Origin of the sequence: Clostridium liquoris, assembly GCF_002995785.1 — a bacterium.
In the GTDB taxonomy this organism is placed as follows: Bacteria; Bacillota; Clostridia; order Clostridiales; family Clostridiaceae; genus Clostridium_AO; species Clostridium_AO liquoris.
The window spans coordinates 177471-201058 of the sequence record NZ_PVXO01000005.1 but is presented as its reverse complement, the minus strand read 5'-3'; the positions used below and the strand labels follow the sequence as shown (position 1 = coordinate 201058).

Annotated in this window: 25 protein-coding genes and 1 pseudogene; 5 read left to right on the top strand and 21 right to left on the bottom strand. The window is 32.9% G+C overall.

Annotation, left to right across the window (positions count from 1 at the left end):
* Positions 1 to 68 precede the first annotated feature (68 nt).
* The 12 genes from CLLI_RS01365 to CLLI_RS15075 form a co-directional block, all read right to left on the bottom strand.
* A complete protein-coding gene (locus tag CLLI_RS01365; protein ID WP_106062463.1) occupies positions 69 to 3278 on the bottom strand; it encodes a type I restriction endonuclease subunit R in 3210 nt (1069 codons plus the stop codon).
* Entirely contained in the window at positions 3275 to 3850 is a 576-nt protein-coding gene (locus CLLI_RS01360; protein WP_106062462.1) for a restriction endonuclease subunit S, read from the bottom strand. Before CLLI_RS01360 ends, CLLI_RS01365 begins: the two co-directional genes overlap by 4 nt.
* Before the next feature lie 294 nt (positions 3851 to 4144).
* Complete coding sequence (locus CLLI_RS01350) at positions 4145 to 5188, bottom strand: serine hydrolase domain-containing protein (protein ID WP_106062461.1); 1044 nt, start codon at positions 5186 to 5188, stop codon at positions 4145 to 4147.
* A 105-nt stretch (positions 5189 to 5293) separates the two neighbouring features.
* Positions 5294 to 5503 carry an ATP-binding protein gene (locus tag CLLI_RS15080; RefSeq protein ID WP_423236790.1) on the bottom strand — a complete coding sequence of 70 codons (210 nt, stop codon included), beginning with the start codon at positions 5501 to 5503 and terminating at the stop codon, positions 5294 to 5296.
* Complete coding sequence (locus CLLI_RS01345) at positions 5439 to 5981, bottom strand: ATP-binding protein (RefSeq protein WP_207655054.1); 543 nt, start codon at positions 5979 to 5981, stop codon at positions 5439 to 5441. The genes CLLI_RS15080 and CLLI_RS01345 overlap by 65 nt, the downstream gene beginning before the upstream one ends.
* 16 nt (positions 5982 to 5997) lie before the next feature.
* Entirely contained in the window at positions 5998 to 6489 is a 492-nt protein-coding gene (locus CLLI_RS01340; RefSeq protein WP_207655053.1) for a response regulator transcription factor, read from the bottom strand.
* 11 nt (positions 6490 to 6500) lie between these two features.
* Complete coding sequence (locus CLLI_RS01335) at positions 6501 to 7880, bottom strand: ABC transporter permease (RefSeq protein WP_207655052.1); 1380 nt, start codon at positions 7878 to 7880, stop codon at positions 6501 to 6503.
* Positions 7838 to 8218: an FtsX-like permease family protein gene (locus CLLI_RS14675; RefSeq protein ID WP_207655051.1), complete on the bottom strand. Its 381-nt coding sequence runs from the start codon at positions 8216 to 8218 to the stop codon at positions 7838 to 7840. The genes CLLI_RS01335 and CLLI_RS14675 overlap by 43 nt, the downstream gene beginning before the upstream one ends.
* A complete protein-coding gene (locus CLLI_RS01330) occupies positions 8208 to 8984 on the bottom strand; it encodes an ABC transporter ATP-binding protein (RefSeq protein ID WP_479723239.1) in 777 nt (258 codons plus the stop codon). The genes CLLI_RS14675 and CLLI_RS01330 overlap by 11 nt, the downstream gene beginning before the upstream one ends.
* Positions 8985 to 9410: 426 nt before the next feature.
* Positions 9411 to 9635, bottom strand: coding sequence for a phage portal protein (locus tag CLLI_RS01325; RefSeq protein WP_242975487.1), 225 nt, complete (start codon positions 9633 to 9635; stop codon positions 9411 to 9413).
* A gap of 72 nt (positions 9636 to 9707) precedes the next feature.
* A complete protein-coding gene (locus tag CLLI_RS01320; RefSeq protein ID WP_170063616.1) occupies positions 9708 to 10139 on the bottom strand; it encodes a zinc ribbon domain-containing protein in 432 nt (143 codons plus the stop codon).
* 214 nt (positions 10140 to 10353) lie between these two features.
* Positions 10354 to 10506, bottom strand: coding sequence for an IS3 family transposase (locus tag CLLI_RS15075; protein WP_423236792.1), 153 nt, complete (start codon positions 10504 to 10506; stop codon positions 10354 to 10356).
* Here CLLI_RS15075 and CLLI_RS15070 point away from each other — a divergent pair.
* Positions 10475 to 10627: a transposase gene (locus CLLI_RS15070; protein WP_423236791.1), complete on the top strand. Its 153-nt coding sequence runs from the start codon at positions 10475 to 10477 to the stop codon at positions 10625 to 10627. The two genes, CLLI_RS15075 and CLLI_RS15070, sit on opposite strands and share 32 nt — an antisense overlap.
* Before the next feature lie 223 nt (positions 10628 to 10850).
* Positions 10851 to 11120: pseudogene (locus CLLI_RS15160) on the top strand (IS30 family transposase); the annotation flags it as partial.
* Between the two features lie 326 nt (positions 11121 to 11446).
* Here CLLI_RS15160 and CLLI_RS01305 read toward each other — a convergent pair.
* From CLLI_RS01305 to CLLI_RS01290, 4 genes are all read right to left on the bottom strand, one after another.
* Positions 11447 to 12499, bottom strand: a complete 1053-nt coding sequence (locus CLLI_RS01305) for an S-methyl-5-thioribose-1-phosphate isomerase (protein WP_106062456.1) — start codon at positions 12497 to 12499, stop codon at positions 11447 to 11449.
* A 66-nt stretch (positions 12500 to 12565) separates the two neighbouring features.
* Positions 12566 to 13768, bottom strand: a complete 1203-nt coding sequence (gene mtnK, locus CLLI_RS01300; protein WP_106062455.1) for an S-methyl-5-thioribose kinase — start codon at positions 13766 to 13768, stop codon at positions 12566 to 12568.
* A gap of 34 nt (positions 13769 to 13802) precedes the next feature.
* Positions 13803 to 15143, bottom strand: a complete 1341-nt coding sequence (locus CLLI_RS01295; protein WP_106062454.1) for a Na+/H+ antiporter NhaC family protein — start codon at positions 15141 to 15143, stop codon at positions 13803 to 13805.
* A 206-nt stretch (positions 15144 to 15349) separates the two neighbouring features.
* On the bottom strand, positions 15350 to 15940 hold the full coding sequence (locus CLLI_RS01290) for a class II aldolase/adducin family protein (protein WP_106062453.1): 591 nt from the start codon (positions 15938 to 15940) through the stop codon (positions 15350 to 15352).
* Between the two features lie 209 nt (positions 15941 to 16149).
* Between CLLI_RS01290 and CLLI_RS01285 the strand changes: the two genes are divergently transcribed.
* Both CLLI_RS01285 and CLLI_RS01280 read left to right on the top strand, forming a co-directional pair.
* Complete coding sequence (locus tag CLLI_RS01285; RefSeq protein WP_106062452.1) at positions 16150 to 16920, top strand: DeoR/GlpR family DNA-binding transcription regulator; 771 nt, start codon at positions 16150 to 16152, stop codon at positions 16918 to 16920.
* 48 nt (positions 16921 to 16968) lie between these two features.
* Positions 16969 to 18135 carry an iron-containing alcohol dehydrogenase gene (locus tag CLLI_RS01280; RefSeq protein ID WP_106062451.1) on the top strand — a complete coding sequence of 389 codons (1167 nt, stop codon included), beginning with the start codon at positions 16969 to 16971 and terminating at the stop codon, positions 18133 to 18135.
* Positions 18136 to 19039: 904 nt separating this feature from the next.
* On the opposite strand, the gene CLLI_RS01275 is transcribed toward CLLI_RS01280, so the two are convergent.
* The 5 genes from CLLI_RS01275 to CLLI_RS01255 all read right to left on the bottom strand — a co-directional run bounded on the left by CLLI_RS01275 (position 19040) and on the right by CLLI_RS01255 (position 23068).
* Positions 19040 to 19225, bottom strand: a complete 186-nt coding sequence (locus CLLI_RS01275) for a hypothetical protein (RefSeq protein WP_106062450.1) — start codon at positions 19223 to 19225, stop codon at positions 19040 to 19042.
* A gap of 80 nt (positions 19226 to 19305) precedes the next feature.
* Entirely contained in the window at positions 19306 to 19695 is a 390-nt protein-coding gene (locus CLLI_RS01270; protein WP_242975486.1) for a transposase, read from the bottom strand.
* 92 nt (positions 19696 to 19787) lie between these two features.
* Positions 19788 to 19979, bottom strand: a complete 192-nt coding sequence (locus tag CLLI_RS01265) for a YwbE family protein (RefSeq protein ID WP_106062449.1) — start codon at positions 19977 to 19979, stop codon at positions 19788 to 19790.
* 242 nt (positions 19980 to 20221) lie between these two features.
* On the bottom strand, positions 20222 to 21835 hold the full coding sequence (locus CLLI_RS01260) for a GMC family oxidoreductase (protein ID WP_106062448.1): 1614 nt from the start codon (positions 21833 to 21835) through the stop codon (positions 20222 to 20224).
* Between the two features lie 186 nt (positions 21836 to 22021).
* Positions 22022 to 23068 carry a hypothetical protein gene (locus CLLI_RS01255; RefSeq protein ID WP_106062447.1) on the bottom strand — a complete coding sequence of 349 codons (1047 nt, stop codon included), beginning with the start codon at positions 23066 to 23068 and terminating at the stop codon, positions 22022 to 22024.
* A gap of 352 nt (positions 23069 to 23420) precedes the next feature.
* Here CLLI_RS01255 and CLLI_RS01250 point away from each other — a divergent pair, with 352 nt between their 5' ends.
* Positions 23421 to 23582, top strand: coding sequence for a helix-turn-helix domain-containing protein (locus CLLI_RS01250; protein ID WP_106062446.1), 162 nt, complete (start codon positions 23421 to 23423; stop codon positions 23580 to 23582).
* Positions 23583 to 23588: the final 6 nt, after the last annotated feature.

Genomic DNA, 23588 nt, shown 5'->3' with positions numbered 1-23588 from the left:
TCCTATCTTAACTGTCAATTCATAGTCAACAGTTTAATAATTAATTTTAAAGTATCATTATATATAATTTAACTTTCAGGCTGATCATCAGCTAATTCATAAATTGCCTCACGCAAACCATTACGGTACTTGATTTTAGATAAGGATTGTATATCTTCGTCATGTGCCAATATCTTATAATTCACGCTTGCTTGGGCAATTATATCTCGAATTTGACCAGTATCATCTAAATCTTGTAAGCCGTAATGATGACGACTAAATAATTCACGCATCTGAGCACTTGTTATAATATCTGCAATGCCCCACTTCACACGAAAATCTAAGAACATTCTATCAATGCTCACATTGTTAGCTGCTTGAATAATTTGTTCACTATCTCTCAATTTTACTGGATATTTAATATTAAAACCTTCGGTTGGAAAATGCCCTTTTATAATAGCCATTGCTGCATTCATAACCTTGGCAGCGTAATTTCTGTCTTCCAAACCATTGGCAAATTGATCAATTTTCTCCTTGGTGGCTTTTGCTTCTTGGCTCTTGCCCTCATGCACTTGGTTTAATAATTGTTCCACCAATTCAGTTAAATAATCATAATCTATCTTCACATCCTTCACATGAGTCATTTTTAATTCAATTTGATAAAAAGGAATTTTCTTTTCTTTTGATATATGTTGTTTAAGTTCATTGGTTAAAACTGTAGTAAGCATAGCTTCTTGAACACTAGTCATCCCTAATTTTTCAACTAACTCATCTGGGTTGTCGTAATTGAAACCCACCGTATTTCCATTAGCTTCTTCAGGAGCATATTGCTTTAATTTAGCCATACCAACATTATAATCACGCAATAAATCAAGCATATATTCTTTTTGTTTCTCAGAAGGTGGTAATTGTTGAAACCCATTGGTTAAGCTGTCTAATTTCTCAACAACCTCTTTAACTTCATTAAATACATTTTCAAAAGATTTAGCAATAATACCAGCCTTTTGGTTAGATTCACGCTGTTCATCTTCCGATAAAATTGCTGAATCTTTATTAGCATAAATTGCGAGAGCCTTATTCATCAACCTCTCATTTTGAGCAGGCCAACGATAATTTACAATACGCCCCCAAGGTTTTTCTTGCATATCAGCAATACGATTTGTTCTTGAATAGGCTTGAATAAGTCCAGCCCCTTTAAGTGTTCTATCTACATAAAGGGTATTAAGTTCTGGTGCATCAAATCCAGTCAAAAGTTGATCTACCACAATCACAATATCTAAGAAGTTCTTGTCTGTAGCAGTTTTATTCAAACGACTGGTAACATCTTGTGTATATCCTGCTACATCATCCATGCCAAAGCTTGTACCAAATTCTTTGTTATAGGTCTTAATAGCATTATGTAAACCTTGATTAGTGGCAAGCATACTATCATTATTGGATGAGTTTTGGCTAAATGTAACTGCTACTTTTAATGTTTGCCCACCATTCTTCTTATTCTCATCATTTACTCGTTGAAATTCATTGAAATACATCATTGCCATGGGAGTACTCGCTTTCCCACCACCAACATGAGTGGTAAAAAGGGCATTATACTTACCTCCATTTGAACGATTTCGCCAGTTCTTGAAAATATCTTCAACTACTAACTTGATGTGATCTGGATTTTCATCATAAAAACTTGGTTCAACCGCGTCATCCATATCTTCTTGACTTAGATTATAAATTTTCTCTTGAATCTGTTCTTCGGTCCACTTCGGATAATGTTCTCGATAAAAACCTGGTAGATATCTCAATTTCATTTGTTCTTCATCAATGGTTGTTTCAAAATCCACTTTAAAGCCTAAAACATTTTTATCTGCAATTGCTTCACGAATGGTATAGGCGTGTAACAATGGTCCAAAAATATCTTCTGTCCGTAAACCACTAGTAGTTTCATCAAACATTGGCGTTCCTGTATAACCAACCCAAGCAGATTTTTTAAAAGCCTTTTGTATCTTTGCAAAACTTTCACCACCAGTTGAACGGTGTGCTTCATCCACGATAAATACAATATTTTTATCAGGTGCTTTAAAAGATTTACGCTTCACTAAGGTATCAAGCTTTTGAACAGAAGTAACAATAATATTATTATCTTTACTCTTTAGTTTACGACTCAAATCACTGGTATTATAAGTATTTTGAACACTACCAATCATATCTTCACTAGCATCTGGATCATATGCCCTATAATTTTCACTTGTTTGTTTAGTTAAAGCAATTCTATCTACTACGAAGACAACTTTATCAACTTTAGGCATACGACTTGCAAGCCATGCAGTTTTAAAACTAGTTATAGTTTTACCAGAACCAGTAGTATGCCAAACATAACCTACTTTATTTGTGCCAAGTTCAAAGTCAACCTTCTTTAAATTTTCAATTACATTCTGAGTCGCATATACTTGATATGGACGCATTACCTTTAACATTTGTTTGTTTTTTGTGCCATCCAAAATCATATAATTAGTAGCCATCTGATGTGCCATTGGAATACTTAACATTGAATCAGCAAATTCCTTCCAATTACGCACAATGGTATTATCACTTTTACGCTGCCAGTTAAAAGCAAAATCCTTATTGAACTTATCCGGCGTGGTATTGGCCATATACTTCACGTTATTTGGCGTAATTGCCACTAATATTTGTAAAGTGGAAAAAATATCACCATATTGGTTTTCTTCTAAATATTGATGCATTTGATTTAGTGCTTCATTGACATCATGTGTATCACGTTTTTCTTCAATTTGTATTATGGGTAAACCATTAATAAGAAGTGTGGTATCAAAGCGACGATCTTGTTTACCAGTAATAACTGCAGGGCGTTCAATTTGATTAACTACTTGATACACTGTATCTCCAGCACCAATTTGTTTTTGATCGAAAACCGTTAAAAACACGTGACGACCGTCATCTAAATCAATTTCAATTTGCGATACACCATTAAGTCCATATAAAAATTGTCCAGCTTCATATGGTGTTTGAATATCAGATATAATCTTTTTAACTTGATTAAATTCCACAGTACTTAGTGGATGATCAAGTGTACTTTGATTGTGTTGTTCAAGGATCTCCTTGAAGTTATTCCAAAGCTTTTCTGTAGTTTTAATTTTTGGTTCATACTTCCATAGCTTTGTTTTTGCACCGTAACAAGTAGGTTTTTCACCAACCTTAAAGTCGCTGATTCCTTCTAGGTGCTCAGGTTTAGTTATGGTTCCACTGGTAATATATTGTATTAATTCAGTTTCAAATTGCTCTTCACTCATTTACTATTTGCCTCCTCTAACTGGGATAATCTGATTTTTGTTTCAAGTTCTGCTACTCTATTTCTAAGGGCTTGCATCTTTAACTGATTAAAATAAACTTGTCCTATAATTTTTTGCTTATCTATAGAAGGCATTTTCGGTATTTCAAGCTCTTTAAGTTGCTTGAGAGTGTATTTTAAAACTTGCGAACCTTGCAGACCCAACGCAAACTGTTTCTTGATTGTTTTGTTTTCATTAATGAGATAAACCAAAAACTTTGAATCAATGTTATGACCAGGTAATAACTTAACGTAGTTTTGCGTATAAAGATATCCCTGATGTTCTTTTCCTACTATGGCTGCAATTCCCGTGATTAAACTAAACACCACATCACCATGGCATAAGGTATTTACTTTATCGTTGGTTCTGACTTGTTTATTGTCCACATCTTTTGAGATAATACCTACCAAATCATCTGTTAAATCTGTTTGACTATAATAAGTAAAAAGCGGTGTTTTCTCATCAAACACTTCAGTAATTCTAAACTGAGGCGACCCACTTACTAATTCAACTAATTCACTCAACCTTTTCATAAAATATTGTGCCTTTCTAAAATTAACTTTATTTGCTATGATGTAATCATATCACAAAAGAAGTCCTATTGCAACTATTAAAATGTAATTTTAAAAAATTACATTTTAAATATTCATTTTTAAAATAAATAAATCAGTGATGAAGAGAAAAAAATCTCTAATTTCTTCGCTAATCAAAGAAATAGAGATTTCCCACATAATGAGGCTAAATTGCCTCTGAAGTCAATTTTATTTGATTTTTCGGTTCATAAAGGCGGTGGAAATAGGTATAGCATGTATAAATAAAAAAAGATGTTATTTTGCAGCCATAGCAAGTTGCATTGATAATCTGATAGGAAGAGCTGCTTTAGCCATCTGATTAATATCCCCTACGAAGAATAGTTCTTTCAAAGGATAATAAAAAGCAAATGAACCTGTTGATCCGGAATGGCCAATCAGTTCACCTTTCCCCATAAAAAGACTGATAACCCCATTTAATGGAATTTGCATATATCCCCCTCCATAATAAATCGGTCCCATGGAAACCTGCAGCTTATTATAGGTGGATAAGCTATTAAATATATTTTTGTTAAATAATTTTCCTCCAAAGAATGCCTTTGTAAATATCATTAATTCATGGGCAGTAGTAATACATCCTCCACTTGCACCACAGCTAATCACAAGCTTAGGACGGTGAATGACTTGATTCATATAATAGATATGAGGTATCCCATCATTTTCATTTTCCGGAAGATATGTGTGGGATAGCCCAAGGGGTTCAAAAATATAGTTTTTATATGCTTCGGATAGTTTGAAACCACTTATATTTCCAATTATTTCACCTAGTAAATCAAAATTAATATCTGCATAATAAGCCTTTTCTCCCTTTCTTGGTGCAAAGTGAGGTTTTAAATTCTTAACCATATCTATCATGTCAATAAAAGTGATATAAAAATCCTCTAGAATGGCTCGACTCCTAACACTGTCTTTTCCTTCTAAATACACATCTGGCAGTCCACTTGTCTGAAACAGCAAATCAGATATTGTTAATTCCAAAGAGTAATCCTTACCATTATAAACATGGATTCCCTTTATAATATTTTTATCAAAATGCTCAGATATTTTATCATCTAAGGATAGTTTCCCTTGTTCTAATAATATTAAAATGCAAGTAGTAGTAAATAGCTTCGTGATACTTGCCATAAGAAACGGTGAATTTAACCCCTTCCCGCCATATCCTTTGCAAAATGAGAACTCTCCATTTGTGCTTTCTATCAGCAAAATTCCTTCATTGATTTCCTTTAAGTTTGTAAATTTATTAAAAACTTTTTCAAATCTCTCAGCTCCAATATTCGTCATAGCTACTTCCCCCTTATAAGCCTATCTCCTATTATTATAATTCTATTAATACAATAAGTATTACTAAAAGCCTTAATCTATGGCTCAAATCAATTTCATCAATGTCTACTGATCCTCAATTACCGGAAATAGAAACTGAATTGCAAATCCTTTCCCATACTCAGACTCAACTTCTATTCCAATCTGCAATTCATCACATAACTTCTTTACAAGATACAACCCTATACCAGTAGACTGCTTTTGGCTAAGACTATCTCCTGTAAATCCTTTGTCGAAAATGGAAAGGAAGGTCAGAATTAAGAACCCCCATACCATTATCCCATATTCTTAAATAATATCGATTATTTGAACTGTCAAAACCAGTTTTTAGCCAGATAAAGCTATCAATTTTTTCATTAGAGTATTTAGCTGCATTAACAAATATTTGTGTAAAAATAAACTGAAGAGCCTTCTTGTCTGACACAATTGGGACATCTTCCATATGAGAAACAACTTTAACCTTTTCTTTATGTAATTCACCAATGGTTTTTATTAATTCATGCTCATGTTCCCATGAAGGCTGTCTAAAAAAATCATAAAAGACTTTATCCTGATTCTCCTTCCCTTTCCAAGCATACAGCATACCTAAAATAATGCTGGCTATAGAAAAAACAATCATGATACCAACTAGGAGTCTGAATGTTTCTGGATATGCTGTCCATGCCAGAAAAATGAAAAAGAGATCATTTATGCAAAGAAGTAATATCCAAGGGCGTGATTCCTTTAGAATATTTAGGTAATCACTTGGCTTCATTGGCAATCACCTTCTATTAGCTGGTAACCAATGCCTTCATAATAATTCCCTCATTCTCCGATAATGAAATAGAATTCTTACCAACATACAATATATTTGCCTTCTCATCTATCTGAAAATCACCAGCATCTAATAGAGCACGCATATTTTCATATAGGTGAAGCAGCTTTTGAATTCTAGCAATCAGCCGTTTAGGATGGCAGGGCTTGGTTAAATAATCATCTGCACCTAAATCTAATGCATGCAGCTCGTCACGAAGTTGATTGCGTGAAGTCAATACTAAAATGGGGCCTATTCCCCTAGCCTTTAGTACATGGCAAATATCAAATCCAGATAGCTTTGGTAAATTTAAATCCAATAAAATTAATGAAGGGGAAGCTGAAACAATATCTTCCACAGGGGTATCGAAAGAAGAGATACACTCTATAGAGTACCCTTCTTTCTCTAATATATCTTGCAGCTCTTCACGTAGAAAAACATCGTCCTCAACAATAACTATCTTTTCCACACATCCACCCTCTATCCTATCTCTTTTAATTTCTTAATTTCCTCATCACTCTTTCGCTGAATCATCCAAATATAACAAAGTTCAAAAACTATAAATACAATAAGAGAAATCACTACTGTGCTAGTACTCTTATTTATACTTATTGAATTTGGGAAAGCATCCAGCATGGACCAAATACCAAAAATAGAACTTATCAATGCTACCGATATAGCTAAACCAAAATATATCCAAATTTGTATCCTTGCTGATGAACATAGCGATTCAACACTTGCTCCTAGTATAGCTACTGTGGAATATCTATGTCTCGTACTTTTTTGCTGCATAAGAAACTTTAAGCCCAACACCGTGTTTGCAATGATTAGGAACATTATACCTAAATAGAATGTGGTGTAACTTCCTGCCACTGTATAAAACAACTGCCTTCCCATACTGGCAAGATAACTTTCATAGTCTAAGCCGGATGTGTTGAGCAGCTCATCTACTTGATACATGGCTTGCATTAAACCTTTTTCCTTGACAAAATCAGAAGTTAAAACCATATTCCAAAGGTATGAATCTTGGGAACCCTCAGCAAAGGCATTAAAGGCATCATCGGTTACAATCAATGCATATGAAAAAGTAATAGCTCTATCTGCAACAATATTGCTTGTATATAATGTTGATGCCAATTTATATTGCTTTTCACCCATACTAACTGTGGGATTAGACTGCAGCACCCTCCTCAGTATATCATGAGAGTATGAAAATACTTCACTGGAATACATTGCAGCTTCATTATCTCCCAATATAATAGGAGCTTTATTAATAGATTTAAGCAACGCATTAAAACTAGAAAGAGAAATTAAATAAGGCCCATCCTGATAAGATAAATCCCTTAATAGATTATCTTTTTCATCTGAATTTTTTTCCTTGGAAATTGAATCTTCTAATTCAGACCAGGAAAAAATACATGAAGCTGTATTTTTAGATATTTTTACATCTGAAGTCCGAAAAAAGTCTAATCTCATAGCATAATAATCCTTTACGTAAGGCTTTAATTTATCGGAAGCCAGTACAGAAACAACTTCTTTTTCTGATCCTTTAAAAGTGAAGTCTACAGTTCTATCAGATGCTGCACTGTTATTTAGTGCAGTAGAAATACCATAAGCAAAACAAACCATTGCCATAAGGATTAACAGTGATGATATAGCAAGTGAACCCCATTGGTTTAGAACGTTTTCTTGAAGTTGCCTTCCTGTAAATACAAATAAACCGGTAGAGGAACTACCTTTACGTTTTATCCATGCTCCAATTAAACTTCCCAATCCACGAAACAGTATGAAAGTTCCACTGATTCCTATGATTAGTATCAATGCAAATATCCTATAATCAAGGCTACTAAGCCATTCCACAATGTTTCACCCATAATCATTGTAAACAGCTTGCTTCGCTTCATACCCATCATTAAATACAATCCAAATTCGTGACTACGAAGTTGTAATTGGTACTTATTTGCAAAATAAACTAAGAAAAAAACAAAGAATAGCGAAACCGCGTATAGCATGGGAATCATTAGCAAAAGCCTAGCTACTGCATCACTTTCAACGGTCTTCAGATATAACATAACATCTTGTTCACCAAGTGAAAGGATGACATAAAAAGCTATAATTGAAATAATAAGTGAAGCAAAATAAACCCCATTCTCTTTTCGGGTCTTATGACTATTTCGCTTGATAAAATCAAAGAACATTGCTGCTGCCTCCTCCCAACTGTGCCATAACAGTTAAGATACGTTCATAGAAGAAATTCTGAGTTTCTCCTGGTACTTTCTTTCGGAGTTCATGAAATATCACACCATCTTGGATAAACAAGATTCTTGAGCAAAAACTTGCTGCATTGGCGTCATGAGTAACCATCAAAATGGTAGCACCATCTGTTTGATTGATGGAAGATAACTTTTGCATTAAGCTTTTTGCATTTTTGGTGTCCAAAGCGCCAGTTGGCTCATCTGCTAGCACAATGCTTGGATTGGAAATCAGCGCTCTTGCCGCTGCCACTCTTTGCTTCTGGCCTCCTGGTATTTGGGAAGGAAATTTATTTAATATATCTTCAATATCAAATTGTTTTGCTAATTGTTGAAGCTGTAACTCTTGCTTTTTAGGATTCTCTCCATGTATTGACAATGGTAAAACAATATTTTCTCTAGCGGTTAAATTGTCTAACAATTCAAATTCCTGAAATAAATATCCAATTTTGCTTCCTCTATATTTTGCTAGTTGTGATCCCTTAAATGAAGAAATATTCTTACCACTTAATAAAATTTGCCCAGATGTTGGCTTAAGCATGGTTGCAATGCAATTAAGCAATGTGGTCTTGCCTGATCCACTTGCGCCCATGATTCCAAGAAATTCTCCTGGAAGAACATCAAAGGTAATTCCCTTTAATGCAACAGTTTCATTTTGTTCCTTACCATATGTCTTATGCACTTCCTGAACTTGAAGTAGCTTATCTGAAATTTTCATATCGTATCCTCCCTGCACTTTTCTCTATATATAATACTATAAAATATAATATTATTAATTAATACTTACAGTTGTTGTAAGGTTTGCGATATGGGAGATATCACTATTAACTTATTAATTATTAGGCCTCACTGCCTCTAGTTTCAATATCATTTTACTCCTTCCTTAAAATATCATTCTTTACCTTTTCTGTTTTTTCCCACCTTCATCTTTTCCTTTTTAGCTTACTTTCACATTTACTAATCACCTCTTCGAAGGTTTTGCCTCTTTTAACAATCGCTCGGTTAATCAATTGATTAATCGGGCGATTAAACGAACGATTAAGCGATCGATTATTTTTAATCTAGTAATTTTATCATTCCATTTTACTGTAAATTATCTATTCTATTATATCAATATTGCCTTAATTTTGTAATTAAATTATATACTAATCTCAGGCTTTCCGAGTAAATATCCTGTTTCGTTATCAGTAAACTTTCTTGGATAATTAAATACCAGCTTCATATTGCTCCTGCTGTCCTGCATGCGATAGTTTTTCAATATACTGTGATTACCTTTGTAATAGTCTTTGTATATTTTCCTTTGATAATGAATTTTATTAGGTTCATTTAAGCATTGTAATATAAAATTTTCATCTATTTGCAAATTTATCAGCTCCCTTTCAAAAATAAAAAAGCCTATACTTCTTTGTATAAGCTTAAGACATTTATTATTATATTATTTTTTCTTTGCTTTTGTTTCAATATCAGGCTCTAAAACTTTTATCTTATCATAAATTTGACTAAACTCGCTTGATTTTTGATTTATGTCTTGATTATATGTCATTAATGAACCTTGCGGTGACATAGCTTGGCTATAAATTTGTCCATATAGACTATATAAATCTACAAATAATTTATAAGCTTCTTCATAATCTTTAGGTGGATTTCGCAATTCTTTCATATTTTTTTCAATGTTATTCTTTGCAGTTTCTCTTTCTTTAAGCACACCTTTATCTTGCTCTTTATTGCCTTCATTTTCCTCACAAATACTCTGCTTCATCTTATTGTCCTCCAAAGCATCATTAATCATTTCATTTAATCTTGTACCGCATTTGTTACAAAATGAGCTTCCCTCTTGATTTTCAGCCCCACATTTTGGACATATCATTCCTAATCTCCCCCTTATTATCCGCATGATTCAATTATAATCTATATATGGATAAATTCAATTGTTTTTCAAAATATGCCCACTGTTAATATCTGATCCTAAAGTTATAATTCTTTCATGCTTTTGTCCTTTCGAATTTATTGCTTCTATTGGAACATATAATTTAGCCTTCCATACTTTAACTTGCAATTATCATATTTGATCTTTTGACTTCTTAATATGCTTTTTCAAACTCATTTGGTGACATATAGTTGCAATGGCTATGAATCCTTGTAGTATTATAAAATGTTTCGATGTATTCAAACACAAGAATATACGCATGGCGGTAATTCTTAATTCTAAAGCGATTTATCCATTTACGTTTAATAATTGCATATGATGAAGAATTTAAGTCAAGTGCAGTAAAAATGATAACAGAAAAAGGCGGAAACATAAGTGAGGTATCGAGGAGTTTAGATGTATCTGAACCTGCATTAAGGGATGGTTAAATGCAGCTAAAGAACCTGCTGATGATGAAAACTCAAGGATCAAGGAACTAGAGCAAAAAATTAAGAAGCTAGAAAAGGAAAATGATAATTTAAATGATTCTTTTAAGGTAAACAAGTCTTGCCGCATTGGTCGTACATTCAATGATTTCAATGATTATTTGAGTAATAATCCTAATACATCTGTTGTTGAAATAGCTAGTGTTGAAGGGGTAAAGGGTGGGAAGGTGCTCCTTACCAGAAAGGTGCAGTAGAAAACAATCATGAATTAATACGTAGAATCATTCCAAAGGGCACTAGTCTTGATGGATATAGTCAAAATGATATTAAACTCATGATGAACCATATAGATTCTTACGGAAGAAAAAAACTGAACAATCAGTCACCACACCAATTATTCAGCTTTCTCTATGGAAATAGTATCCTTGAGAAGCTAGGTGCAGTACTCATACCACCAAACGAAATACTGTTAAAACCTGAACTTCTAAAGAAATAATTTAGCATAGAAAAAGGCATCATCTTACCATGATTTTTTACAAATATACCGAAAACATAAGGGTGGAATTTACCTTTGCAAAAAAACGGTTATTTTTCCTCCTCTTTTTGTTATATCTAAAAATCATATTAAATTAGCCAGTTTCTAATATTATTATACCAAATTATTCAAAATACAGTGTATTTTAATGAATTTATTTCCTCATTATTTGATTTTAATTAACCTAGGTGGAATTTAATCTTACAAAGTGGAATTTAGTTTTTCAATTGACCAACTTCAAAGGTTTAAGAAAACCGGAAGTTACATTTTCAATTTACGCATAATTTCTAGTAAAATTGCTGAACCTCTGTTTCAAAATACCTTGGCAAATCATAGCTTGAAAATATTCCTTTATCAGTTACAATTCCACTAATAAGATGTGGTGGTGTAATGTCAAAAGATGGATATATTCCCTTCACCGTATCTAATGTATTCTTAATTCCACCATATGATAAAACTTCTTTGGGATCTCTTTCTTCTATCACTATATCTGCTCCACTCTTTTTCCCTATATCAGGTATTCCTGTTACAAAGTAAGGTATGCCAAAGTATTTAGCCAATATAGCTATTTGTAAAGTTCCTATTTTGTTTGCAATATGTCCATCTCTAGCTATTGTATCTGCTGCTGAAGTAAATAAATCTACATTTTTATTTTGCATTGTATATGCTACCATATTATCTGTTATTACTGTGGTATCAAAACCCATTTGGCTGCAGCAACTAGCAGTTAATCTTGCTCCTTGCAAATATGGTCTAGTTTCAGCACAATAAATTTTTATATCATTATTTCTTTTCTTAGCAACTCTAAGCATCATTCCTATGATAGTTTCTCCAAAACATTGAGTCATTATTGTCCCATTTTGAGGAAACATATCTGCAAGATACTCTCCTACCTTTTCCATTGTAGAATAACGTCTATTCAATGAATCTACAGTAGTGTTAAAAATAGCTTCCGATGCACTCTTTCCTTCTAATAAAGCTTTTTTAGCTGCCTCTAAGCAATTATTAGTTATGATTCCCATGCGATTTGCAGTGGTAGGTCTAGCATGTGATATATCATAAGAAGCTTTCTCGAGGAATTCTATTTGTTCTTCCTCTGTCTTATATTCTATTTCATGAGCTGCTAATGCCATACCCATTCCTGCTGCTGTATATGGTCCTGCACTTTGAGTTACCATATCTCTGATAGCATAAGCTACCTCCATATAGGTAGTACATGTTACAAAACGCACTTCCCTTGGATAAACTCTTCTATCAAGAATTCTTACCTTCCCGTCCTCATACCACGCTACATTTTCATACTGTAACAAAAAAGCCAACCCTTCATCCATTCTTTTCATATATATCACCTTTTTCTATATTTATCATAGCTTTTAAATGTTCTATAAATTAATCATATATCACTATTATGCTAATATTAACTTAAATCTCTCAGTTAAATCTCTTCCCATTGCAATCTTATATCTATCAGTTATTAAAGCAATACCCATCTTGATTAAAGCTCTTTCTAAAGGAACTCTTTGATTTATATCTTTAACACTGGTTATTTCAATAACCTTAGAATCTCCTACTACTCTTCTTATCATTTCGGTTCCTGCATATCCCATAGAATCAGCTAATATTTCCTTAAGATAATTTTCTTTGAAATACTTATTGTATAAATTGAAAGTAACTACTGAATCATATTTTTTTGAAATCTTATTTATAAGAAGATCAACAGTATTTCCTATAGTTTCTTCTATCCAATTTAAAAACTCTTTATTTTCATTGTCAGTATAAAATTTATTAGCCCACGAAAAGAATAGATTTCCTATAACATTTCCTATATCATATCCCATAGGCCCATAGAATGCGAATTCAGGGTCTATTACCTTAATTCCCTTTTCATTAGCAAAAATTGAACCCGAATGAAGATCTCCATGAATAAGTGACTGTGCATAATTCATAAAGTTATTTCTCAATATTCCAACTTGAGCTTTTAATTTTTCATTGTTGTATAAATGCTCTTCAACAAATTCCTTATTCTCATCTATGATTATATTTCTATTTTTATAGTTGTAATAAGGCTCTGTAAAAACTAAGTCTTCACTAATGTCACAAAGCTCTTTGTTTGTAAACTCTGTAACTCTGTCCTTCTTTTCTGCTCTGTCTACTACTAAATCTGTTGTTGGAAGAAGAGTATCTGCTAAAAACGTAGATAGTTCTTCTGCTAAATGATTAAAAGTCTTTCCATTCATAAGTTCTTTTCTTAAGTTTTTATATTCTGATATATCTTCCATAGAAATTGCACACATAGTTTCATCATAGTGATAAACCTTAGGTATATAAGTTGGTGCCAGTTGCCCTTGTATCTTTAAAATTTCTGCTTCAATTCTGCTATGTCTAATATCTAAAGGTCTTCCCGAAGATCTTAAAAGAGTATCTGCCTGCTTTATAATTAGGGATTTCCCTGTTTCAGGATTCCATATTTTAAACACATAGTTTATGTTTCCGTCTCCAATCTCTTTAGCTTCCAACTTCTCATCAGGAGCGAAATATTTTACTACATCTTTAGAATAAATTTTTGCTTCTTCTATATCCATTAAAAAATGCTTACAATATTTATCCACTTTATTTTCCCCCTATCAAATCATAAATTCTTTCTTACTGTAAATTAGCTTCTACTTTTGCTATATCTTTTTTCTTAAATTTAGGCCATCCAATAAGTATAAATATAGTACCAAATATAAGCATAAGTATGCAGTACCATACATAAGGCATTATTGACATAGGGGAGATTTTTGCAATACCTCCTGCCACCAACAATTGTCCAGCATATGGAAGCAATCCATTAAATGCTGATGAAAATAAGTCAAGAATACTTGCAACTCTTTCTCTAGCAATTCCAAATTTATCTGATATTTCCTTAGCAATAGGACCTGCTGCAATTATTGAAATTGTATTATTTGTAGTAGCTATATCTAGTAAGCTTACTAAAGCAGCTATACTTAATTCTCCACCTCTTGCTGTCTTTGTTTTTCTAGTTAACTTTTCAAGAAGCCAATCTATTCCACCTAGATAGTTCATTAACGCTACCATACCACCTACCAATATAGCTATAAGTGACATATCTTCCATCCAAGTCATGCCTGTGTGTATAATACCTAGGGAAGATACCAATGTAAAGTCTCCATGTATGATTCCTATTATAATTCCTGAAGCAACACCAATTGTCATAACTTTTATGACATTTAATCCTATTAGTGATAGTACTATAACTACAGCATAAGGAATAAGATTTACAATATTATAATCGTATACTGCTTGAGTTATAGGGGTAGATGATGTTTGCATAGATAGTAATATGCAGTTTATAATTACTGCTGGTAATACCATAAGTATATTGGCTTTAAACTTTGCCTTCATAGATACTTCTTGTGTACGAGTAGCTGCTATTGTAGTATCTGAAATAAATGATAGGTTGTCTCCAAACATTGCACCACCTACAACAACTCCGCTAACTAAAGCTATATTAAATCCAGTTTTATTAGCAATATCTACAGCTATTGGCATTAATGCTGCTACAGTTCCCATTGAAGTTCCCATTGAAAAACTTAATATACATCCTATTAAAAATAATCCTGGTAGTATTAATCTAGAAGGTAATATTGAAAGCCCTAGATTAGTAGCAGATTCTACTGCATGCATCTCATTAGCTATACCATAAAAAGCTCCTGCAAGTAAGAAAATTAATACCATTAAAATCAATGTTTCTTCTCCGCCACCTTTACAATACATTGATACTTTCTCATCAAAAGTAGTTGGTCTTGTTTCTCCTGGCTTTTTTAGTGCTAATGCAATGCCAGATGCTATCATAATTCCTATCATAAGAGGCATATTGTCAAAGCTACCTGTAAAAATTCCCGTGCTCATATAAAGCACTAAAAAAACTATCAATGGTAGAATACCTATAAAATTTCCTTTTTTATTTGAGTTTTGTTCCATATTGTTAATCTCCCCTTTAAATAAATTTATTTATTCACATCGTCAGCTTGGAGTCAAATTTTGCTTAAAACTTATAATTTAAAGCAACGTAAACGTTATCATTACTAACAGTATGTGTATTTTATAAATGTTGTTTTCGAACTTATTTTACGGAAAATTATTAATCAACAAAATCATTTACCCGTTTAACAATTAATTATTAAAATTTACTCAAGTATAATAGGAGTTCCTGATGTCTTAGCATAATAATATATCTTTGCAGCATCCTCAACATATTCACTTGCAGTATATGCCTCGTCCATATTTTTTCCACAGCTTATAGTACCGTGGTTTGCTAATAAACAAGAATTTCTATCTTCTAAATAAGGAAGTATCACATCTCCTAATTCTGTGGATCCTGCAGGTTTAAAAGGCGCTACTTTGATATCTCCTCCTAAAAACGGTTTCATCTCTATTAAAATAAGGGGGATATCCTGTCTAGTTACAGCAAAGCTAGTTGCAAAAGGTGAATGTGTATGAACAATTGCATTGATATTAGGATATTTTTTATATATAGCCAAATGCATTTTCCATTCTGATGATGGTTTTTGACTTAGGTTTTTAGTTACTCCATTGCCATCAATTTCAACTATATCTCCTTCAACCATTGTGTCGTAAGGAAGACTGCTTGGTGTTATAAAAAAACTGTTATCAATACTTCCTATCTTTCTCATACTTATGTTTCCACTAGTTCCTGCTACTAATTTCTGGTTATAAAGTTTTTTTGCGGCTTTTAGCACAATCTTGTCTTCTTCCATTTTCTTGCCTCCTTTCTTTATATCATATCAACAGTGTACAATATATTCCTCCAAAAGTAAACATATTTCTGTGGTTTTTTGATATATGTTTTTGTATTTTGTGGTTTATGTTATTTTATTACGCCATTCATATTGTCTTTATTTTGTTTATGTTATATAATGTGTTTATTCGTTTAACAATTAATTTTAGTTATTAAGGAGACCCTGAAATGTTGAAAATTGATAGGCAAAGTAAGATACAGGAAGGGCTTAATTCTAATGGTAGTGTTTTAATATCTGAATTAAGTCAGCAATTATGCTGTAGTGAAGAAACAATTAGACGTGATTTAAAGGAAATGGAACAAGACCATAAATTAGTCAGGATTCATGGTGGTGCATATCTCCCTGAGAAATGTACAAAAGGAGTTCCATTACAACTTAGACAAATCTATTTCGTAAAAGAAAAGACAATGATGTCAAAACATATTATTAGCACTTATATAGAAGAAAATGATTTATTACTGCTAGACTCTAGCAGTACATGTTTGACATTGGCTCAAGAATTAATCTTAGCTAATATCAATGTTACTATAGTAACTAATTCATTAAAAATTTGTAACCTATGCAATGAAGCTACTTCAAACGTTAAAGTTGTATGTCTAGGAGGAATCTTGGTTACAAGAAATAGTTCTTTTGTTGGTTATAGAACTACTGAGGCCCTACAATATTTTGTGGCAGATAAAAGTTTTATAAGCTGTCCTTCTGTAGATATAAATTATGGACTTGTTGACAATAATGTCAATGAAGGTATGGTTAGAGCATGCATGCTTAAGCAATCTAGAAAAAACTTTTTAGTAGTAGACCACACTAAGTTTTCAGAATCAACAAATTCTATCTTTGCTGATTTAAGCAATATAGATGTGATAGTTACTGATAAAAGGTTAAATTATGATTGGGAAGATAAGTGTTCATCCCTAAACATTAAATTAGACTACGTTTAATAAATAAGCTCCATTTACATAGCTTACTATAATTATAGGAGGCTTATTATGATAAATTTTCAATACAATAATCCTGCAAGAGTTATTTTTGGTGATGGTGCTGAAAAATCAATAGAGGCACTTTTCATAGAATATAATGTTAAATCCTTACTCTTAGTTTATAGTGGATCTTTTATTAAAGATCTTGGAATATGGGATACTGTTCATTCAGCTTGTAAGAAGTTAAATATATCTTTTTATGAGGAAGGCAATGTTGTGCCTAACCCTAAGATAGAGCTAGTTAGGGATTTAGTTTCCCTAGGCAAATCAAAGTCAGTAGATTTTATTCTAGCTGTAGGTGGTGGAAGTTCAATAGATACTGCTAAGGCTACAGCTATTGGAATTCCTTATGATGGAGATGTATGGGATTTCTTTGAAGGGAAAAGTGACATAAAAGAAGCTCTTCCAATAGGAGTAATTACCACATTACCTTCAAGTGGATCTGAAACATCAAATTGCTCAATTATATCTAACGGGATTTTAAAGGTTGGAGTTGAAAATGATTTAATAATTCCTAAATTTGCAGTAATGAACCCTAAATTTACAATGGGACTTCCACCTTATCAAACATCTTGTGGACTAGCAGATATACTTTCTCATCTATTAGAGCGTTACTTTACAGATATAGATAATGTTGATACTACTGACTATTTAATTGAAGGTGCAGTTAAAGCATTAATGCTTAATGCTGATCGACTTATGATTAATCCAGAAGATTATAATGCTCGTGCTGAAGTTCAATGGTTAGCATCTATAGCTCATAATAATCTTTTAGATACAGGAAGAATAAGTGACTGGGGATCTCATAGAATAGAACATGAATTAAGTGCACAATATGGTATAACTCATGGTGAAGGAATGGCAGTAGTCCTAGTTGCTTGGACCCATTATATGGCATTAAATAAGCCAAAAAAATTAGCTCAGCTAGCTAACAGATTATATGGAATTGATTATCACAATTACACGGAAAAAGAGATGGCCTTAATTCTTTCTAAGAAATTAAAAGAGTTCTTCTTATCTCTTAACCTAAAAACAACTCTTAGTGAACTAAATATTGGTGATGAACATTTTGAAGAAATGGCTCTAAGAGCTACAAATAATAATACCTCTACAGTAGGTCATTATATTCATCTAGATAAAGATAAATTTATAGATATTTTGCATTTAGCTAAATAATCATAGCTTAAAAAATATTACACCCTAATTGCACAATGTCTACACTAGTAGCCTATCCTTTTGATAGGCTTTTTTTGTGTTCTAAAAAATTTCAAATATTTGTTTTAAGAGGAACACACGTTTGTTATACTAGTAGTAAAGGTGATTTTGGTGGATATAAAAGAAAAATTGGAAATCCTTTCAGACGCAGCTAAGTATGATGTATCATGTTCATCTAATGATAGTATAAAAGTGTAGACACAAAATAGTAGATTTACTTAAAGTATATAATAAAATATAGGAAGGAAAGTGTCTACATATGGGAAAGAGAGTTGATATGTGCCACCTGTCAAGTAGACATGGCAAATATCTAAAACGAGGTGCTGATGAACGACCGCGCATAATTTTGTGTGGTCGTTTTTCTATGCACACCATTTTTCTTTATATTTCTCAATTCGTTTGTTTTCAAGAATAGGATATTTCTCTGGTTTCTCTAAGGACAATGTTTCTCTTCTTACTTCCAGCGGTGTCTTGCAATGGTATCTATCCTGAGGACGTTCTTCACTTTCCTGATTTCTAAGTTTCTTCTGAAAAACTTTACTTGTATATTGGAACCATCTGTCACTATGAAAGACTGGTTTTGCATCCGATTAGAAGATATTGCTTTATCGAATGTTTTAAATACTAGCTTATTATCGTTTCGACAGCTAACCACATATGAAACAGGATATCTATCGTACAAATCGAGGATTGCACTTAAATACAGTTTTTTTTCCGCCCGGAATCTTAAATTCAGTTACATCTGTAGACCACTTTTGATTTGGAGCAGTTGTATAAAAATCTCTACTTAGCTTATTTCCCGTTGTTGTTTCAGGAGTAGAACGTTTATATTTTTGCTTTTTCTTCCTGATTACGGAATGAATACCTAGTTGGTACGATTAAAGTGATTAATCCATGAAGTCATTCTACGATAGCCTAAAATATGACTAAAACGCTCATCGTATTCTTTGATAAGTTCTGCCAACTTAATATTTTCCAGTTCCTGTTCCGGGATTTCGCGATGTAACCATTTATAATAAGCAGCTCTGGAAATTCCAAGCTGCCCGCACATCCATTCTATACTCCATTTTTTTGTTTCATGGAAATGTCTCATAGCTAAATATTTTGATTCGTAACGCAGTTTTCCAAGCCTCACATCCTTTCGAATTCTTTCACTTTTTTTAATAATTTAACTACCATGTCCTTTTCTTCAAGTTCTCTATTGACATTATAACGCTTAACCCAGTTCCTAAGCACTTCTCTTGAAGAAATGTTGTATTTAGCAACTATATCATCGACACTTCCTTCACCTGACAAGACAGCTTCCACACACAGGATTTTAAAATCAGATGAATAGGAAGTGTTCCCTGATTTATGAACAAATGCTGCAATTCCGTAAATCCTGTATTTAGCAACCCATTGATGTAATGTTTTCTTTCCAATTTCATATTTAGCAGATATATAATCATAAGAACCAACTCCATTAAGATATTCCTGCGAAACTTTCGCACGAAATTCTGGAGTATATGGTGATTTGGACATAAAAATACCTCCCAAGTAGATTTTGGTTATTTGCCATGTCTACTTAAGAGGTATCATATCAAAGATTGAATGCCGTTTATTATACCTAAATATTATTTTATTTCTTTAACTCTTCCTACAATTCCACCCTCAAGCATGACTTTGATGCCACGAGGATGAACCTCTGATTTTGTAAGGAGTTTTTGCACTACACCTTCAGTTAATTTTCCAGAACGCTGGTCTTGTTTTTGTACAACTAAAACTTTTGTTCCTACTTTTATATTTTTACGTATGGTTCCATCCATAATGTTACTCTTCTTTCTTATTTTTTATATAGCCTTACTACTGTCTCCACATGAAACGTAAAGCTTGAATTGATGTCCGAGCCATTTTTAATCTGTAAACTTTATCCTTTTAAATGTTTGCGTTTGTGGAAACGGGTCAATGGCAGTTTTGCATAATTTTATTAACCTCCACCCACGTAACAGCCGGTCTTATGTTTCGCCTACGCTCAACAGACTAAAGTCCATAAATTAAAAGATACCTTTTAATTTATATCTTGTGAAGATTTTAATAATTGATACGCAATGTTTGCACCGATAAAGAACGATGGAGCCGAGGTATTACCATCTGAAACAAATGGTGCAATGGAATCATCTGCAACAATCAAATTCTTTACCCCAAAAACATGTCCTGAAGCATCTACAACTCCACTATCCGCATTGGGTGCCATTCGTAGTGTTCCCTGTACATGGTGTGTTGCATCCAAGTTTTCCTTTATAAACGCCTCAAGTTTTTGATCATCATCAATGGTTTCAAGTGTGGGTGAAATAAGCCGATAGTTTGAATCAATTCTTGAGAGTTCTGCTGCAATATTTTTAATATATACTTTAAGAACATTTTTTATGGCTGCAATATCATCTGGATGATTCAAAAATCCTTCATTTGCAAGTACCATCTTTAATGGATCATTGTTTTGAATTTTTAAGGATCCCCTAGCTTTAGGCTCTGTCAAATAAAAGGCAATATTTAATGTATTATTTTTACCAGTTAAGCCAATAACTTGCACTCCACGGCGGCTCTGATCTGCTCCAGGAGTTGGATCTGGTAAAAAGGCCCCGCTGGAATATAATGCAAATGGGTCATTATCTGGTAATGCTTTATCATGTGGATTTGTTGTGAAAGTTACCATATTAACAGCGTGGGTTGTTAGATGTCTGCCAACATTGGGGTTATGGCAGATAACGGGAACACCAGCTTCGTTTAAAGTTTTTGATGGTCCAATTCCGGAAAGCATTAGTAGCTGGGGACTTCTAATTCCCGCAGATATAATGACTTTTTTACGAGCATAGGCACAAACACATTTTCCTTCTTTGACGAATTCAACGCCTATTGCACATTTTTTATTATTGAAAATTATACGTTGTGCCGTTGAATTTAAAGATACTATTAACCTTCTTCCTCCCACCCCTTGGCCATATCGGTTTACAATGTCTGGTGATAAAAATGCTGTGTCTGAACTTTCTCGGATACCATTAGGCATCTGATAGAGTTGCCATCTTGTAAAAGGCCCAATTGGAGTGCAAGGATCATTATAGTCCAGAATTCTTGGAAAACCAGTAGCCCTCTCCATAGCCAAAACCAGTTTTTCAACCATACTGGTTGGGTGTACAGGTGTCTGCCTAATATCCAATCTTCCATTGAATCCACGTGCATTCGAATTATTGGTCATACCGTTATAGTTCTCCAGTTTTGAAAACTGGTCTGTCTCTTGCTCTGGAGACCAAAGTGATCCAAGGAAGTCCTCCCACTGTTTCATATTGGCTTGCGAAGGTCTTACATACTGTTCATTGTTAACCGAGGAAGTGCCACCTAGGGTTCGCCCACCTGTCCATGGGAAAGAGCGAGAATTTACATATTTTTGAGGAATACCTTTCCCTGGCCAATAATATTGTGAGGAAAAATTATTCCTTAAAATAAATGGTGGGGCATATAGGGAATCCCTAATTGGAATTTCATTGCTATTGTTATCCCCTGCTTCTAAAATGAGTACCGATGTTCTATTATCGTCTGTAAGTTTTTTAGCAATAACTGCACCCGCAGGTCCTGTTCCGACTACTACATAATCAAATATCGGTTTATTCTTTTCACTTTGATTCATTCAAATTCCCCTTAATAAGTTCTACCCTATATATTATGTTCCGAAGCATGTAAAGGTTACTACTGACGCATACATTTATCAGTATGTCTTAATATTATTTCTACAAGATGTACATACAATGCAAAATATCTACAATGATTTATTTCAATTTAGTACCTATAATTCATTTATTGATCTTTCATTTTATCAATATTTATTATATGTTCTGAAGTTACAGCCCGTCAGCATATTAACATTATCAGAGAATTCCTGTATAGCAGCTATCTCTTCACTCTTACAGAATAGAAAATATATACCAGGTTTGTTCAGTTCAGCACCTGTGTATGTATCAACTTCTTTTCTCGGTACTTTTATTACCATGCCATTTACTTCTCTTTTCTTGTAATCAACACTGCGCACTCCACGTGGCTTGAGAGGATAGTATGAAATTAGAATATTTCCGTCTTCTAAGCCTAAAAAAGGTCTAAGTTCATGGCGGTATTTATTTGTTCCAATCATCCAAATGATGTTTTCTTTCTTTCTCAATTGATTTTTTACTTTATCTTTTGTCATAACAAAGCTATCATAAAAAGCTCTTCCGTCAATTTTAGGTTTGGTATAATTCTCTACTAAATCAATAAAATATTCTTTGCTAATCACTGTTAATGATTTTTTGTCACCACGTAGTAGGTCGTCTTGAAATCCCTTTATAGCTGCTAAAAACAGCAAAAATTCCACACCATACTCTTTGGAAAAACCCATACCAAACTCAGTATTATTTGCTTCTATAGTTAATGGTGTTTCTACTAATACGTTTTGATTTCCTGTAATTGCTGTATTAAAAAATATAATAGGGTGATACTTTAATACTTCCGCAGGTGTATTATCATAAGTATTTACTGCCAACCCATAATATAGCTCTTGAGAACCAAGATTTTTAGATAATGTTAAGAGGGAAACACTTTGAGAAGCAAAACCATATAAATATAAGTCTATCAGCAAATCAAAATCCATCTTAAATTCTCTGTCTTTTGCCTTGGACATAGTATCAGTATCATGCTGATATAATACACAATTTTCTATCCACACATTGCACGCATCAATGATATTTCTCATTATATTTCTATTTTGAACAAATATGCCTGTTAGATCTGTATCATCAACATTAATGGTTACTAATTTGCTCCTTGCTTCTTTTTCTCGCAAATAAAAATAGTGCACTTCATCAAATATGTAATATAACTTCATAAACATATTCTTTTATCTCCCCAAAATATTGAAAATTCGTACACAGTTCAACTTTTTTATTCACATGGAACTAAGATATTATCCTAACAATTCACGTATCTTTTCCGTAAGTATTGCTTTTCTTGCCTCATAAAATTTTTCAAAGTCTTCTATTTCAAGTGATACATCTTTCGGAGTCATATGGAAAATATCTTAATAGATTTCCTTTATTGTAAATATTAGTTCATAGGTAAATTATAACATACATTATAGCTATCTCAATATTTATTTTGCATTCGTAAATTTTAATTGTACCACTACTAATTTTCTGGTACACTTTATTTTATATTAGGGCGATGTACTAAGGCGAGATGATATTATGTCCATAAGTTATAAAAAGCTTTGGAAACTTCTTATAGACAGAGACATGAAAAAGAAAGATTTGAGGAGAGCATCAGGTATTAGTATAGCTTCAATGGCTAAGCTTGGCAAAAACGAAAATGTTAATACTGAAATTTTAATAAAAGTATGTAAGTCGTGAAACTTG

Bases quoted from the DNA above. Each gene is read 5' to 3' on its own strand.
- CLLI_RS01365 (WP_106062463.1), bottom strand. From the start codon at position 3,278: ATGAGTGAAGAGCAATTTGAAACTGAATTAATACAATATATTACCAGT.
- CLLI_RS01360 (WP_106062462.1), bottom strand. From the start codon at position 3,850: ATGAAAAGGTTGAGTGAATTAGTTGAATTAGTAAGTGGGTCGCCTCAG.
- CLLI_RS01350 (WP_106062461.1), bottom strand. From the start codon at position 5,188: ATGACGAATATTGGAGCTGAGAGATTTGAAAAAGTTTTTAATAAATTT.
- CLLI_RS15080 (WP_423236790.1), bottom strand. From the start codon at position 5,503: ATGGTATGGGGGTTCTTAATTCTGACCTTCCTTTCCATTTTCGACAAA.
- CLLI_RS01345 (WP_207655054.1), bottom strand. From the start codon at position 5,981: ATGAAGCCAAGTGATTACCTAAATATTCTAAAGGAATCACGCCCTTGG.
- CLLI_RS14675 (WP_207655051.1), bottom strand. From the start codon at position 8,218: ATGTTCTTTGATTTTATCAAGCGAAATAGTCATAAGACCCGAAAAGAG.
- CLLI_RS01320 (WP_170063616.1), bottom strand. From the start codon at position 10,139: ATGATATGTCCAAAATGTGGGGCTGAAAATCAAGAGGGAAGCTCATTT.
- CLLI_RS01305 (WP_106062456.1), bottom strand. From the start codon at position 12,499: ATGAAAAGAATGGATGAAGGGTTGGCTTTTTTGTTACAGTATGAAAAT.
- CLLI_RS01295 (WP_106062454.1), bottom strand. From the start codon at position 15,143: ATGGAACAAAACTCAAATAAAAAAGGAAATTTTATAGGTATTCTACCA.
- CLLI_RS01290 (WP_106062453.1), bottom strand. From the start codon at position 15,940: ATGGAAGAAGACAAGATTGTGCTAAAAGCCGCAAAAAAACTTTATAAC.
- CLLI_RS01285 (WP_106062452.1), top strand. From the start codon at position 16,150: ATGTTGAAAATTGATAGGCAAAGTAAGATACAGGAAGGGCTTAATTCT.
- CLLI_RS01280 (WP_106062451.1), top strand. From the start codon at position 16,969: ATGATAAATTTTCAATACAATAATCCTGCAAGAGTTATTTTTGGTGAT.
- CLLI_RS01275 (WP_106062450.1), bottom strand. From the start codon at position 19,225: ATGTGCGGGCAGCTTGGAATTTCCAGAGCTGCTTATTATAAATGGTTA.
- CLLI_RS01270 (WP_242975486.1), bottom strand. From the start codon at position 19,695: ATGTCCAAATCACCATATACTCCAGAATTTCGTGCGAAAGTTTCGCAG.
- CLLI_RS01265 (WP_106062449.1), bottom strand. From the start codon at position 19,979: ATGGATGGAACCATACGTAAAAATATAAAAGTAGGAACAAAAGTTTTA.
- CLLI_RS01260 (WP_106062448.1), bottom strand. From the start codon at position 21,835: ATGAATCAAAGTGAAAAGAATAAACCGATATTTGATTATGTAGTAGTC.
- CLLI_RS01255 (WP_106062447.1), bottom strand. From the start codon at position 23,068: ATGTTTATGAAGTTATATTACATATTTGATGAAGTGCACTATTTTTAT.
- CLLI_RS01250 (WP_106062446.1), top strand. From the start codon at position 23,421: ATGTCCATAAGTTATAAAAAGCTTTGGAAACTTCTTATAGACAGAGAC.